Source organism: Streptomyces sp. NPDC006384 (assembly GCF_042870695.1).
Taxonomy (GTDB): Bacteria; Actinomycetota; Actinomycetes; order Streptomycetales; family Streptomycetaceae; genus Streptomyces.
Map to the genome: position 1 here is coordinate 53,432 of NZ_JBIAHR010000036.1, position 13,769 is coordinate 67,200.

Below are 13,769 nucleotides of genomic sequence, written 5' to 3' on the forward strand. Positions count from 1 at the left end.
CACGGTCGTGAACACCGCGGCCGGTTCCCCGTCCACGGCGGTGTTCGTGCCGCCGCACGATCGCGATGACCAGGTCCGGATGCGTCATGCCCACGCGGCCGCGGCCCGGACGTTCAAGGCGACGCCCACCGGCCCGGACGTGTGGGGCTGGCAGGGCCGCACCCTGGGCCGCCGGGCCGGCCAATGGTGGCTCCGCCTGGTCTGCGCGCCCGAGGACAAGCGCAACCTCCGCCTGTGGGAGGGAACGGCCACGGCCCACCAGGCGCTCCCCGCGGCCGTGCCCCGGCCGCGGCTCCATGACGTGCTCGAATGGTCCGCTCACGGCCACGCCTACCGCGCGGAGTTGTCGGAGTACGTGCCGCTGCCCGCCCTCCAGGCCGGTGGCCCGGTCCTCACCGCGGACCTGGAGCTGCCGTCCTCGTGGTGGGCCGACCTCCGCCGGGCGCTGGAGGCGACGTCGACCGTCCAGACCGACCGGCAGGCCGTACGGCAGCAGTGGGTCGACAAGAACCTCACCCGGTTCCTCGGTGTCCCCGCGTTCCAGGTCAGCGCCTGGACCACAGGCCACGGCGACCTGCACTGGGCGAACCTCACCGGCCCACCGCTGGTCATGCTCGACTGGGAGGGCTGGGGCCTGGTTCCCGTCGGCTTCGACGTCGGGCTCCTGCACGCCTACAGCCTCACCCGCCCCGTCACGGCCGCCCGGGTCCGCGCGGAGTTCGCCCACGTCCTGGACACGCCCGCCGGACGGGCCGGGGAGCTCGTCGCGCTCGCCCAGCTCCTCCAGGTCGCCGGCCGCGGCGGGCACCCGGACCTCGCTCCCCACCTCGCCCGCCGCGCCGAGCACCTCACCGGCACCCCTGTCCCCGTCCCGTGACCGCCCTGGAGACCCCCGTGCTGCCCAGCCTGCTTTCCGTCACCGCCCACCCGGATGACGAGTCCCTCCTCACCGGGGGCGTCCTCGCCCAGCACCACGCCGCCGGGGCCCGCACGGCGGTCGTCACCGCCACCTGGGCCCCCGACAGCCGCAGAGCGCCCGAACTCGCCGCCGCCCTGAGCGTCCTAGGCGCCGGCAGTCCGCGGCTACTCGGCTACAACGACGCCCGCAACCCCGAGGCCGCCCCCGGCCAGCCGCGCTTCGTCGACGCTCCCCTCGACGAAGCAGTCGGCCGCCTCGTCACCCACATCCGCGACTTCCGCCCCGACATCGTCGTCACCCACGACGCAGTCGGCCAGCTGACCGGGCACCCCGACCACGTACGCACCCACCAGATCACCCTGCTCGCCGTCGAAGCCGCCGGCCTCGCCCACCTGCACCCTGAAGCGGGCGCGCCGTGGCAGCCGTCTGCGGTGTACGCCGCCACACACCCCGAGTCCGGCGTCGGCCTGCTCCGCCCGCTGCTCGAAGGGGTGGGCAAGACCGTCCTCGCGGTCCCGGACTCGTACGTGACCACCAGCGTCGACGTCAGCCCCTGGGCCGCGGCGAAGATGGAGGCGATCCTCGCGCACCGCAGCGAAGTTGCCCGCGAGCGGTCCCTGCCCGGCCTGCTTGCGCGCCTGCCCGAAGCAGAACGCGACGAGATCATCAGCACCGAGTACTTCACTCGGCTCGCCCCCGGCCCCGCGCCGGGTGACCCTCACCAGCTCATCGCCTGACCGACCGCCGTCCACGCGGTCCCCCGCACGATCGGAGACGAGATGGCCATCACGCCCTCCCCTGACACGCCGCCCAGCACGATGATGACCGACGAGGAGTACGGAGCCTTACGCGCCGAGGCTGCCCTATGGGTGGGAACGTCCGTGCTGATCACAGACGAACGCGGCCGCATCCTGGTTCAGCACGTCGACTACCGCACGACCTGCCTCCTGCCGGGCGGCGCCGTCGACGAGAACGAACCCCCGGCGCAGGGCGCCGGGCGAGAAGTGCGCGAGGAACTCGGCGTCATCATGACCGTCGACCGAGGGCTCGCCGTGGACTGGGTCAGCGCCGACAGCCTCAACGCGCCCGCCAGCATGCGCTTCCCCGGCGAGATCCTGCACGTCTACGACGGCGGGACCTGGGACAACGAGCAGATCGCCGCCATCCGGCTACCCGACCGCGAGATCACGTCCGTCGAGTTCGTCGAACCCGCCCGGCTACCGGACCTGATGGCCCCCGGCGACGCCCGCCGGGCCCTGTCCGCCCTGCGCGCCCGCATCAACGCCGCCGGGCCCGCCCTGCTGGAGAACGGCCTCCCGATCGCCCCCACCGTCCTGGACCGGGCCGGCGCCCTTCGCACCGCCCGCGCCCGGCACCACCTGCCCTTCCACGCCGGCCCCGCCCCAAAGCAGCTCTCGGTGGCCCAGGTCTGGAGCTGGCTCCTCGGACCCGACGGCCGCGTCCTGGTGCTTCTCGAACCGGACACCGGCGCGGCCCTTCTGCCGGGCGGCGCCCCCGAACTCCCGGACCGCGGCAACCCGCTCGCCACACTGCGCCGGGAGGTAGGCGAGGAAGCCACAGCCGAGTTCGGCGAACCGCTGCTCCTCGGCCACCTGCGCGACCCCGACAAGCCGTACGCCCGCCTCCGCTACGCAGCCCCCCTCACCCACCTCGGCCCGCCATCCGCCGACCCGGCCACCGGCCGCACCCACATCCGGATCCTGGCCACACCCGAGCAGGCCCTGGAGCTCTTCGACTGGGGACCCCCGGCGGCCGACCAGCTCGCCGCCGTCCACCAGGCTCGAGCGCGGCTCGGGATCCCCCGTGCCGCGCGGCAGCCCCTCACCGAACTGCCGGACGCCACCGACCTCACCACCTTGTAGCCCCCGGACCATCTCGAAGCGAGGACTCGCATGAGCAACACATCACCCTCCCCGGGCACGCCCCCTGTGGCCGCTCGGCCCCTGCCGGCCACAAGAGCCGTATCGGATGCTCCACCGCCGGTTCGAACGGGCCACTGCCAGTGCGGCCGGATCTCCTACCAGGTCACCGGTATCCCGGATGATCCGCATCTGTGCTTCCCTGATGATTGAGTGAGCGTTTTCAGCGGGGCCACCGATCGGGTGATGGCTTCGGTGCCCGCAACGGGCAGGGCCCCTGCGCCGTTGGATGAGGTGTTCGAAGTCTCAACCTGCTGGCCCGGGAGCCCTGTTGGTTCCCTGTCCTGCCGCACTCGACCTGCCTCATGCGCTGGTCGAGTGGGTCACGATGCTCATCGTCACCCGTGAGGGTGACCGACGCTGCAAGCTCCGCCCACATCAGCGCGCTCTCGTCGCTCTCGCCTACCTGCGCAAGCACGACACCCTCGCCCAGATCGCCGCCGGGTTCGGCATATCCGTGGGCACGGCCCACGCCTGCACCACCGCGGTCGTGCGACTCCTCGCCGACCGGGCGCCGGGACTGCTCAAGACCCTGCGCGAGCACAACCCGGACTACGTGCTCCTGGACGGCACGCTCAGCGAGTGCGACCGCCTGGGCGACGGACGCACCGATTACTCCCACAAGCACCGGCGCCACGGCGTGAACGTGCAGGTCGTTACCGATCCCGAAGGCCGGCTGCTGTGGATCTCGCCGGCGCTGCCGGGCCGCGCTCACGATCTGACCTCCCCCAGCCTCCGGCCGGGGGTACCCCCAGCCCGCACCCACCGCATCATCCGGATCTGCGAACGCCAAGGCGTCCCGATCGTGGCCGACCGCGCCTACATCGGCGCCGACGCCTGGGTCACCACCACAATCCGCCGCCCTCCCAACGGAGAACTGTCACCGACCGAGCGGACGCTGAACCGGGCACTCGCCCACGCCCGTGTTCCCGTCGAACGAGGCGTCGCCCGGCTGAAGTCCTGGCGGATCTTCCGCCGAAGCCGCTGCAGCCCGAACCGGATGACGGTCATCGCTGCCGCGGTCCTCACCCTGGAGAGGCAACGCTGAATGATCCGGCCAAGGCTCTCTGCGAGAAGGGCCGCCGCGGCAACAGCGAAGGACTTCCCTCGCACGGCAGCTGCCTGCCGTTGGCCTGCCGCAACGGCGCACTGACCGCCGAGAACATCGCCGCCTGGCAACGCGAGGTCGTCCGCATCGACGGGCGCATCGCCTCGCGGCCGACGCTGCCGCCCCGTCTTCGACAGCTCCTTGAGAGCCGACGGGCCGAGATCGTCGAGTTCCTGACGGCGAACGGGCAGGAGGCTGTTCCGGCATGACTCGCAACGTCCCCGACCTGCCCGAGGCCCTGGTCCACAAGCACCTCCAGGAGGTGCTGGACACCTGCCGCGAGACCAACAAGCAGCCCAGTGTCCTCATGCTGGCCCACCGCCTTGACCTGACCAAAACCACCTTCCGCCGCCGTTACCCCGACATCGCCCGAGAGATCGCTGATCACCGGGCCACCCCCGCCGCCCGTCGAAGCGGCCCGACGGCACATGACAGACTCGTCGCCCGCAACGCGAAGCTCCGCCGGCGCAACCGCGAGCTGAACGCTCAACTCGCCCTCGCTGCTGCCCAGATCCAGAACCTCGCCCTGCGCAACGAACGACTCCAGGAGGCGCTGGAGGAGGCGTCGAACGTCACGAGCATCAACAGTAGGACTGTCTGCCGTTGAACCAGTAGCACCGAGATCATCGGCCCTGATGGCGATATCTGAATTCCGCCTACCTATGCTCAGCCGTTCGCCAGAGCTGCTCGTACTGCTTCCCCGCCAGTGATTAGATGAGTTTTAGCTAGACGCAGGATCTTCGCTGGAGGATGTCGACGAGGGTTCGTATCCGCAGAGCCTCAGAATCTCGGATTTAGCCTCGGCTTGCCTCACCTTCCATCCTTCGCAGGTTTCTCGACGGGCTTGAATGTGCGGGTCGACTTCGAGCTCGTCTGGCAGTTCGGTGGAGTAGTAGATTTTCGCCTTCCCGACCTGTTCGGCCGTGAGCCCGCGGGCTAGCGACAGTTTAGCGTCCGTCAGACGCGTCACTTGCAGCTCGGCGCCCTCCAGATCGCAGGCCTCGAGGTCGGCGCCCTGTAGGTCTGCCCAGTTCAGATTGGCACGGTTAAGCTCAGTCAAGGTCATGTCCGCACGTTGGAGGCGTGCGTTGCTGAGATCCGCACCTTCGAGGCATGCGAATTTCAGACTTGCCCTAGTCAGGTTCGCTTGCCTCAGGTTCGCCCACCTCCAGTCGACGCCCTCAAGGTCTCGGTGGTGCAGTTCTGCTCCTTGCAAGTCCATTGGCACTGCTCGGCGTCGCTCGTTGTCGCGACGGTTGAGCACCGAGAGAGCGGCCCGGATCTCTTCAGGCAGCCCCTGTAGATCGTCGCGCGGCGGGATGAGCAACTCGTCGGCCAGGGGATACTTGTACGGACGTTCCTCGCTCTTCTTGTGCTTTTTCTTCGGCCTTGCGTCTTCTTCCAGTTTGGTCCGGATGAACGCGGAGAGGACCTCGACGATGGTTCGGTGGTCCCGTTCGCTGTCCTTCATGATGCGTTCAAGGCTGTAGATCCCGCCGAGCCGCTCGTGCAGTTTGTCTGACGCGAGCAGCTTGATCGCCTCGACGTACCGGTCGGTGACCTGGCCTTCGCGAGTCAGCCTCACCTGCTCTCGGTCCTTCGCCCTGGTGTGCTCGAAGAGCCTTTCGGTCTGCTGGTGACTCTTATGCGTGTACCGAAGGCCGAGCCCGGTTAGAACGCCGGCGACGATGGCGATGAGCATGGTGCGGAACCCGGTGATGATGATCCCAGCACTTGAGACGAGCTCGCCGCGGTCGTCTCGGAGGTGGTGGCCTTCGACCCACCAAGGGCCCCAGATGAGGGAGACAAGGAAGACGGCAATACCAACTGCTGCCAGCGCCCAGTGCCACCAGGGGCGTCGTTTGGGGATTGGGTACTCGTCGCTCATGCCGGGCATGATGTCCTTCTGAACGCCACGGTATGCGATGAACGGCCAGCCTCAGAGGCAAAGTTGAGGTTGCTTGCGGCCAACGCCCGGATCCCAGGCGCCGAGCGGGTTTCGCAGGTGGGTCAAGCATGTGGCGCAGTGGGTCTACCACCGTCGACACACCGTGGCGCTCAGCACGCTGCGTGGTGTCCCGTACGCGGCGGGGACCAGCTCGGTCGGACTGATTGCGGTGTGGATCCAGGGCTGCCACCGACCGAATCTGTGACGTGGGGCTCGTCCAGCTGTAGGTGGACGAGCCCCTGCTCACCACCGCCTTTGTCCCCAGCCGAGCGCTCTCGGCGCGCATCAACAGCAAGATCCTGTGCTATGAGGCTGCCGCCGCCGGGAGCCAAGGCTGCACGGCGGTCAACGGTCAGTTCTCAACCCCTCCACAACCTGGCCTGGCACATCGCCCGCCGCCCCGGCGGCCTGGTCGCCCTCGCCATCCAGTACGGACACATGCGCACCGCCCTGGACGCCCGCACCTCCACCGGCTACGGCAGCCGCGAGCGCAGAGGCTTCCACGGAGAACTCGACGTCGAGACCGCCCTCGCCGCCGCGACCACCGCGGCACGTCTGCGCGACGCCACGGCGGCCGGCGAGAAGATCTCCGGTCCCGCCGCTCGACGGGCTCTCCTCGGAGCCACTTCGATCCCCGCCTTCGAGGGCGCCCTGACCACCCCGAAGGCCGCCGCCAAGTTCCTCGCGCGCGACGGCCTCGTCCTCTTCGACAACCCGGACTCGTTCCTCATCTGCGCCTTCAAGCGGGACACGGCCCTGTGCGATCCGGATCCGGGGGCGACGGCACCCAACCAGTTCGCCTGCCAGCTCGGCTGCGACAACGCGGTCCGCACCGACAGTCACGCGCAGGCAGCACGGGAGCACGCTGATCGGCTCGATGCGAAGGCGGCCCTGATGCCCCAGCCCCTGGGCGACCGGTTTCGCCGAACAGCCAGCCGCTTCCGTGCACTCGCCGATGCCCACGATTCCGCCGCCCAGTCCGCCGAGGAGGCTATTGCATGAACCAGCGGCACGAGGACGAACGCTCGCGCATCCGCGCGGCCATGGACCGTCTCCTGGCCGGCCAGCCCACCTGCTCCAACGGCAGCCTCACGGCCGCCGCCCTCGCCGCAGAGGCCGGTGTCCACCGCATGGCGGTGCAAAAACGCCACGCCGACCTCAAGGGGGAGTTCTATGCGCGGGTGCGTACGGAAACGCACCAGACGCCGGAAGTCGAAAGGCGGCTTCGCAAGGAGGTGGTCCGCCTGAAGGAAGCTCTCAAGGACTCCCGGGCTGCCGAGGCCGAGTCCCGGCATCGGGCGGAGCAGATGGCGCTCGCGGCAGCCGTCCTCATCCTCCGGCAACCTGACAGCCAAGCCCAGCCTGCCCCCGACAACGTCATCCCGCTCCGTCCGTCAGACGACGGCGACGGCTGAGAAAGACCCTGATGCTCATCCCATCGGCGTGTCGAGGCCGTCTGGCGCGGTCGCTGCGTCGTGCCGGAGCCGGAGCCGGAGCCGGAGAGGCGAGTCTGTGGCGGTCCGTGGCCGGGAGTGGCAGGTTTCGCACAGGGTGATGAGCCAGGTGCGGTGCTGGTCCCCGTGGAAGCGCGGTCGTCCGGTCTGGCCGCACAGCTCGCAGGTCTGTACGGCGGCGACCTCGGCTGGCGTCGGTAAGGGCTGCGGCTCGGTCGGCAAACTCCCCGTCGAATTCGCCGCCGTCGAAGCGATCGGCGACGGCGATGCACAGGCCGCCGAACCTCGGGCTGAAATCCTCGATCCGGTAGGCAGGGTCGAGAGTGGACAGCTCGTCGTGGAGGTGGTTGAGCAGGTCGGCCCAGCCGGGTCCAACGGTGGAGGCCCAGGCGGGAATCTGCCGTTCGCTGTTTGGGGCGGGAGCCATCGTCACGGCTGCCATGGTCGCGCAGGGCACTGAGAGTCGGCCCCAGGATTCCGCGAGCCTCGTCGGGCGGAAACCGGTGCTCGACGCGATGTACGTTCCTGCTGCGGGGTGGGCGCCCTCGGTTCGAGGGTGATGGTGGGGGAAGATTACGACGGCGGCCGACCCCACTATGCCTGGGGTCGGCCGCCGCCTTCTTGTCCGTTACGGCCGCTTCGGACCGCCGGCTGTTGTGCGTTATGCCAGGTGGTCGAAGACGCCGGCCTTCGCTCCGGCGAGCATCGCCCCGATCTCGCCCCGCGTGTAGACGAGCGGGGTCTGCTCGGGCCGCTTGGAGTCGCGTACGGCGATCAGGTCACCGATCACGCCGAACTCCACGCAGTTGTCGTTGCCCCCGCTGAACGGGCTCTTCTCCCAGGTGACGGCGGAGAAGTCCAGCTCGGCGGGGTTGGGCTTGGTGTTGCTCACTTACAGCTCCTTGATCATGTTCTTGATGCGGCTGCGGGTCTCGGGCGGGCCGAGGGCCGTGGCCCGCAGATGGTCGAAGACCTCGGTGTAGCGCCCCACATCGTCCGATCCCTCGAAGTACACCGAGTTCGTCAGATTCTCCACCCAGACCACGTCCGGGTTGGGCTCGGGGAAACCCATGAGCATGAACGACCCGTACAAGCCGGGATGGAACCCGGCGTCGAACGGTAGGAGCTGCAGGGTGATGTTGGTGCAGGGTTCGACGTCCAGCAGGTGCTCGAGCTGCTGCTTGAGCACCGCCGGGTTTGACTCGACACGCCGTATGGCGGCCTCGTCGATGACCGCCCACAGCTTCGGGGCGTCCTCGCGGACCAGGAGGGACTGACGCTTCATGCGCACGTCCACCAGGTCCTGGATCTGCTTGACGTCCAGGTCGACCCGCATCGCGGTGATCACCTGGCGGGCGTATTCGGGGGTCTGCAGCAGTCCGGGGATCAGCTGCGGCTCGTAGGAACGCAGGGTGGTCGCGCTCTGCTCCAGCTCCAGGTAGCCGCCGTATTGGGTGGTGTTGATGACGGCGGAGTACTTGCGCCACCACTTCTGCTTCTGGGCCTGGTCTGCGCGGACCAGGTCCAAGATGTCCTCCCGGACGCCCGGGTCGGTGACGCCGTAGCAGTCGAGCAGGGCCTTCACCAGGACCGGTGTGGTGCCGCGGTCGCCGTTCATGATGCGGCTGAGCGAACCCTGGTTGACCTCGATGATGGCGCCGACCTCGGCCAGCGTCTTGCCGGAGTCGTCCTGCAATTCCTTCAGCCGGGCCGCGAGTTGACGTCGGTAGATGGACTTGGGGGCGGGCTTCCTCTTCCAGGCCATGGCGACAGTGTGGCCTTTGCCCGGGGCATGGACAACCAATCTGGGGAATCTCGATGAGGCATATTGCCCAATCGAGTTGGCGCGGGGCATCCTGACTATCGGTTGCGAGGCGTGATGATCCCATCGCGCTTCGTGTCATATGCCGTTGCCTTGCGCCGACTTCCCGGGGTGAATCACCGCTCTCGGGGGCCGACGTGCCGACCCACAGCCCGAGCCCGGCCCGACTCCTCGGCCGGCTGCCCGCTCTGTCGACTGGGGAGCACGCCATGCACGAAGCCCAGGCCCACACCGGACCTACCGCCGTTCCGCCGCAGGCATCCTGCGGCTTCTACCTCGTGCACCACGACGACGGGTTCGTCTTGCACATGAGTGCGAGCCCGGAGCATCTGCAGCAGATGCGGGCCGTGGTGTTCAAGACGGTCGCCGGGGCGGGAATAGGCGAGGAGGTCGCGGAGTCGGCCCGGCTGGTGGCCAGCGAACTGGTTGGCAATGTGGTGCGGCTGTGCGGCCCGTGGGCTCCGGTGGTCGTCCAGGTCCATCCGCACGAGGACCACGTGCTGGTCCAGGTGCACGACCCGGAGCCCGCGGCCCTGCCCGAGCGGCGTGATCAGGCCCCGGACAGTGCCGAGACCGAGGCCGGGCGGGGGCTGTGGATCCTCGACGCGCTGGCCCCGGGATGGACCGTGAAGCCGACGCCGGTCGGCAAGCAGATCACCTGCGCCCTGCCCGCCCCCGCCCTGGTGAGCGTCTGACGTCGTCTTCCGGCCCGCGCGGCGGCCTACCCCCTTCCTCGGGCCGCCCGCAGGGCCGGGGCCGCACCACCCCTCGGCGACCCGGGGACGTGTGCGGCGGGCATCGCCCCTCAAGTACTGGCATGACCAGCACCACCTTCAGTCCCGACCGCTCATGACCTGGAGGTTCTTGATGGAGATTGCTCCCGCCCGCATGGCCGGCGTCGATGCCGTCGCCGTCCGTCCCGGCCGTCCGCTCGCCGGCACGGTCAGGGTGGACGGTTCGAAGAACGCGGCCCTTCCGTTGCTGACCGCCGCCGCGTCGCTTCGCCGCGGCGTACGCCTGTCGGGCGTCCCGGCCAGTGCCGACGTCCAGACGATGCTCGCCCTGCTCCAGCGGTGCGGCTACCGCATCGCCCGCCCGGTCGCCGAGCCCGGAGCCGTGATCGTGCTGCCCCACGACGGCCCCGCTGAGGTGCCCGACCTGGCGGACGCCGCCCGGATCAGGGCCTCCTACTACCTCGTGGCACCTCTGCTGGCCGCCTGCAGGCAGGCCGTGCTGCCCTGGCCCGGCGGCTGCCAGATCGGCGACCGCGGGATGGGCCTGCACTTCACCGTGTACGAGGCGTTCGGTGACACCGTCCTGCTCGACGACTCCGGATACCGCGTCCTCGCCGCCGAGCGGGCCCGCGACAAGGTCGTCCTGACGCTGCCGTTCCGCTCGCGCGGGGCCAGCATCGCCGCAATCTGTCGGGCGGTCGCCTCCCGCAGCCACCTGGAACTGGGCAACCCGAACCTGTCTCCGGAGACCACGAGCGTGCTCGCCGCCTTAACTGCCGCCGGGTGGGCGGCCCACGCCAGCGCGGAAAAGATCACGCTGGACCCGCCGCCGGGCGTCCCGGCCGGCACGGTGGCCTGGACCGTCCCCGGCGACAAGATCGAGGCGGGCACGCTGGCCTGCGCGATCGCCGCGACCGGCGGTGAGGGCCGCATCGAGGGCGTGGGCGGCCCGGACCTCAAGGTCCTTGCCGGCCTGCTGGACTGGGCCGGCATCCCCGTCACCCTCGCTCCCGACGCGATCACCGTCCACCAGACCCGCCACGTCAGCGGCCGGCCGCTGCGGGCGATCGCCTCGCTCACCCCGGACGGCCTGGACGCCGACCTCGAGCCCGCGCTGATGGCCCTGGCCCTCACCCTGCCCGGCATCCACCTGTTCTCCGACGACATCAACCCCGGCCGCCACGGCAACCTCATCCCCCAGCTCGCCTCCCTCGGTGCCGTGGTCGAAGAACTCTCGCCCACCCAGTGCCGCCTGACCGGCCCCCAACGCCTGAACGGCGCCGCCGTGAAGGCCACGGACATCCGCACCGGCTCCGCCCTGCTGATCGCCGCCCTGAACGCCCGCGGCACCACCACTGTCAGCGGCCTCGACCAGCTGCGGCGCGGTCACGCCGACCTGCCCGCCAAACTCCGAGACCTCGGCGCCGACGTCACCGAGGTACCGCGATGACCAGGACCTACGGCCAGATCGTGGCCACCACCGACGTCCACTCCACCCTCGACCGGGTCGACAGCTTCCTGCCGCACCTGTACGAACTCAGGTCCACCTCGCTGATCGCCGACTGCGGCGACTTCTTCGAGGGCACCGGCTACTACCTGCTGGGCAAGGGAGCCATCGAGCGGGAAGTCCTCACGACGCTGTACGACGTCCTGGCACCCGGCAACCATGGCTGGCCCCACTACTTCGAGCCGGGCCTGCGCGAGATGACCGTGTGTGCCAACACCGTCGACGACGCGAGTGGCCGGCCGTTGTTCGACCGCCTCCGCATCGTCGACGTGCACGGCCGCCGAGTCGCCGTCACCGCGGTGATGGGCCAGCAGGCGTTCAGCACCATCCCCGCCGACCAGCGGGCCGGGCACCGCGTCACCGACCCCGCGGCGGCCTTGCGCCGCCTGATGCTGGAACACCACCACCACGTGGACTCCTGGATGGTGCTGTCCCACTCCGGCTTCGACGAGGACCTGGGGCTCGCCGCCGCCTGCCCGTTCGTCGACGTCATCTTCGCCGGCCACTGCCACAGCGATGCCTACGGGCCGGTGAACGTCGGCGACACCCTCGTGGTCAAGGGCCGCGAGCTGGCCGCCGGTTACGCCGCCGCAGAACCCGTCGGCTCCGGCTGGGCCGCCCGAACCACCACCTTTCCCGCCCCCGGCCCGGTGCCGGACGACCTCGCCATGCTGAAGGAGACGATCGCCTCAACCGGCCGGATGCTCGCCACCCGCCTCGGCACCGTCACCGAGCCCTACCGCGACACCGACCTCGACCGGCACCGGCTCCTGAAGGACGTCGCGGACCGGCTGCACACGGGCCTCGGCGCCGACGCCGTCATCCTCAACGACACCACCCTGCGGCCCACCCGCCTCGGCCACATACTCACGCTCGGGGACCTGCTGGCCATCGAGCCGTTCGACAACCAGCTCCTCCACGCCTTCCTCCCCGACACGGGCCCGGAGGGCCTGGACCGGCTGCTGACGCACCTGAGCAAGCAGGTCGGGCCGCTGGCCATCGCTCCCTGGCCGCTGCCGGAGGGCATCCGGTCCGTGCTGACCACCGGCTACCTCGCCGATACCTACCTCGGCGGACGCACCCACCAGGCCGGCCTCCGCCTCGGCGAGGCCGTCCGCCGCACCGTCGCGACCCCGCTGCCCGAGCCCGAGAAGGAGGAAGGTGCCCGATGATCCTCACCGGACCCGAGATCACCACCGCCGCCCATGACGGCCGCTTAACGATCAGCCCGTTCGAGCCGGGCCAGGTCAACCCCAACAGCTACAACGTCCGCCTCGGCCCCACCCTGCTGACCTACACCGCCGGGATCATCGACGCCCACCAGCCCAACCCGACCCGCGCGGTCGAGATCGGCGAGGACGGGTTCGTGTTCCAGCCCGGCGAGCTCTACCTCGGCCACACCCTCGAGCAGGTCGGCTCGAACACCTTCGTCCCGCTGCTGTTCGGACGCTCCTCCGTCGGCCGGCTCGGCCTGTTCGTCGAGATCACCGCCCCCATCGGCGACATCGGCTTCCACGGCCAGTGGACCCTGATGCTCTCCCCGATCCGGCCCCTGCGCGTGTACGCGGGCATGAAGATCGGGCAGATCATGTTCTTCGTCTCCACCGGCGACATCGACCTGTACGCGGGCAAGTACCAGGCCGCCGCCGGCCCGCAGCCCTCCCGCTACTGGCGGGACGCGGCCCGCATCCGGGCGGTGGCCTCGTGATCCTCACCGGCCCGGCGATCGCCGCCGCCGTCGCCGCGGGCGAGATCACCATCGACCCCTTCGACCCCGCCCGCCTGTCCCCGAACGCCTACGACTGGCGTCTGGGCGACACGATCCGCGTCTGCGACGGCGACCTCGACGCCGCCGCCCCCACCGCCTTCACCAAGCAGACCATCCCCGCCGCCGGCCTGGTCCTTCAGCCCGGCCTGCTCTACCTCGGCGTGACCCACGAGCGGACCGGCTCCGAGGCGTTCGCGCAGATACTCAACGGCGATCGCACCATCGGCTCCTTGGGCATCTGGGTCCACGTCTCCGCCCCCCTCGGGCACCAGGGCCACGCTATCCGCTGGACCCTGGAGATCCGCGTGGCCAAGCCAGTCCGGATCTACGCGGGCATGACCTTCGGCAAGCTCGTCTTCCTCGCCGCCTTCGGCACCCCGGCCAGCTACCAGCAGCAGCTCGCCAAGTACGCGGCCACCGACGGCATCGACATCTCCCGCCTCTACGAAGAGATCGAAGGAGCCAGCCGATGAGCCCCCTGGTGAGACCCGCTGCGGGGCCGCCGGCCGCGACCTTCCTGGACCTGCCCGCCGACAGCCCCGGCGGCAGCGTCGAAGTCTTCCTCGACC

Annotated in this window: 16 protein-coding genes; 13 read left to right on the top strand and 3 right to left on the bottom strand. The window is 69.9% G+C overall.

Annotated elements, in window-relative coordinates; genetic code table 11:
- Window positions 1-7 precede the first annotated feature (7 nt).
- From ACFYOJ_RS33895 to ACFYOJ_RS33920, 6 genes are all read left to right on the top strand, one after another.
- On the top strand, window positions 8-877 hold the full coding sequence (locus ACFYOJ_RS33895; RefSeq protein ID WP_356558596.1) for a hypothetical protein: 870 nt from the start codon (window positions 8-10) through the stop codon (window positions 875-877).
- Window positions 878-882: 5 nt separating this feature from the next.
- The gene (locus ACFYOJ_RS33900) at window positions 883-1,656 is read left to right on the top strand and encodes a PIG-L deacetylase family protein (RefSeq protein ID WP_388598499.1); all 774 of its coding nucleotides are present in this window, start codon (window positions 883-885) and stop codon (window positions 1,654-1,656) included.
- Window positions 1,657-1,698: 42 nt separating this feature from the next.
- Window positions 1,699-2,802, top strand: coding sequence for an NUDIX hydrolase (locus tag ACFYOJ_RS33905; RefSeq protein WP_356558598.1), 1,104 nt, complete (start codon window positions 1,699-1,701; stop codon window positions 2,800-2,802).
- A gap of 328 nt (window positions 2,803-3,130) precedes the next feature.
- A complete protein-coding gene (locus ACFYOJ_RS33910; RefSeq protein WP_356558599.1) occupies window positions 3,131-3,907 on the top strand; it encodes a transposase family protein in 777 nt (258 codons plus the stop codon).
- A gap of 80 nt (window positions 3,908-3,987) precedes the next feature.
- A complete protein-coding gene (locus tag ACFYOJ_RS33915; RefSeq protein ID WP_356558600.1) occupies window positions 3,988-4,176 on the top strand; it encodes a hypothetical protein in 189 nt (62 codons plus the stop codon).
- Window positions 4,173-4,574, top strand: a complete 402-nt coding sequence (locus tag ACFYOJ_RS33920; protein ID WP_356558601.1) for a hypothetical protein — start codon at window positions 4,173-4,175, stop codon at window positions 4,572-4,574. The genes ACFYOJ_RS33915 and ACFYOJ_RS33920 overlap by 4 nt, the downstream gene beginning before the upstream one ends.
- Window positions 4,575-4,688: 114 nt before the next feature.
- Here ACFYOJ_RS33920 and ACFYOJ_RS33925 read toward each other — a convergent pair whose 3' ends face one another.
- The gene (locus tag ACFYOJ_RS33925; protein WP_356558602.1) at window positions 4,689-5,855 is read right to left on the bottom strand and encodes a pentapeptide repeat-containing protein; all 1,167 of its coding nucleotides are present in this window, start codon (window positions 5,853-5,855) and stop codon (window positions 4,689-4,691) included.
- Window positions 5,856-6,221: 366 nt separating this feature from the next.
- On the opposite strand from ACFYOJ_RS33925, the gene ACFYOJ_RS33930 reads away from it, so the two are divergent.
- Window positions 6,222-6,917, top strand: coding sequence for a hypothetical protein (locus tag ACFYOJ_RS33930; protein WP_356558603.1), 696 nt, complete (start codon window positions 6,222-6,224; stop codon window positions 6,915-6,917).
- Window positions 6,914-7,330 carry a hypothetical protein gene (locus tag ACFYOJ_RS33935; RefSeq protein WP_356558604.1) on the top strand — a complete coding sequence of 139 codons (417 nt, stop codon included), beginning with the start codon at window positions 6,914-6,916 and terminating at the stop codon, window positions 7,328-7,330. Before ACFYOJ_RS33930 ends, ACFYOJ_RS33935 begins: the two co-directional genes overlap by 4 nt.
- Window positions 7,331-8,030: 700 nt before the next feature.
- Here the strand turns inward: ACFYOJ_RS33935 and ACFYOJ_RS33940 are convergent.
- Window positions 8,031-8,261 carry a DUF397 domain-containing protein gene (locus tag ACFYOJ_RS33940; RefSeq protein ID WP_356559328.1) on the bottom strand — a complete coding sequence of 77 codons (231 nt, stop codon included), beginning with the start codon at window positions 8,259-8,261 and terminating at the stop codon, window positions 8,031-8,033.
- Window positions 8,262-9,134: a helix-turn-helix transcriptional regulator gene (locus ACFYOJ_RS33945; RefSeq protein ID WP_356559326.1), complete on the bottom strand. Its 873-nt coding sequence runs from the start codon at window positions 9,132-9,134 to the stop codon at window positions 8,262-8,264.
- A 266-nt stretch (window positions 9,135-9,400) separates the two neighbouring features.
- Between ACFYOJ_RS33945 and ACFYOJ_RS33950 the strand changes: the two genes are divergently transcribed.
- The 5 genes from ACFYOJ_RS33950 (at window position 9,401) to ACFYOJ_RS33970 (ending at window position 13,673) form a co-directional block, all read left to right on the top strand.
- Window positions 9,401-9,886, top strand: a complete 486-nt coding sequence (locus ACFYOJ_RS33950; protein ID WP_356559324.1) for an ATP-binding protein — start codon at window positions 9,401-9,403, stop codon at window positions 9,884-9,886.
- A gap of 172 nt (window positions 9,887-10,058) precedes the next feature.
- A complete protein-coding gene (locus ACFYOJ_RS33955) occupies window positions 10,059-11,375 on the top strand; it encodes a UDP-N-acetylglucosamine 1-carboxyvinyltransferase (protein WP_388598497.1) in 1,317 nt (438 codons plus the stop codon).
- Complete coding sequence (locus ACFYOJ_RS33960) at window positions 11,372-12,604, top strand: metallophosphoesterase (RefSeq protein WP_356559322.1); 1,233 nt, start codon at window positions 11,372-11,374, stop codon at window positions 12,602-12,604. Before ACFYOJ_RS33955 ends, ACFYOJ_RS33960 begins: the two co-directional genes overlap by 4 nt.
- Window positions 12,601-13,140 (top strand): dCTP deaminase, encoded by a 540-nt coding sequence (gene dcd, locus ACFYOJ_RS33965; RefSeq protein WP_356559320.1) that lies wholly within the window; start codon window positions 12,601-12,603, stop codon window positions 13,138-13,140. Before ACFYOJ_RS33960 ends, dcd begins: the two co-directional genes overlap by 4 nt.
- Window positions 13,137-13,673, top strand: coding sequence for a deoxycytidine triphosphate deaminase (locus ACFYOJ_RS33970; RefSeq protein ID WP_356559318.1), 537 nt, complete (start codon window positions 13,137-13,139; stop codon window positions 13,671-13,673). Before dcd ends, ACFYOJ_RS33970 begins: the two co-directional genes overlap by 4 nt.
- The last annotated feature ends 96 nt before the right edge of the window (window positions 13,674-13,769 follow it).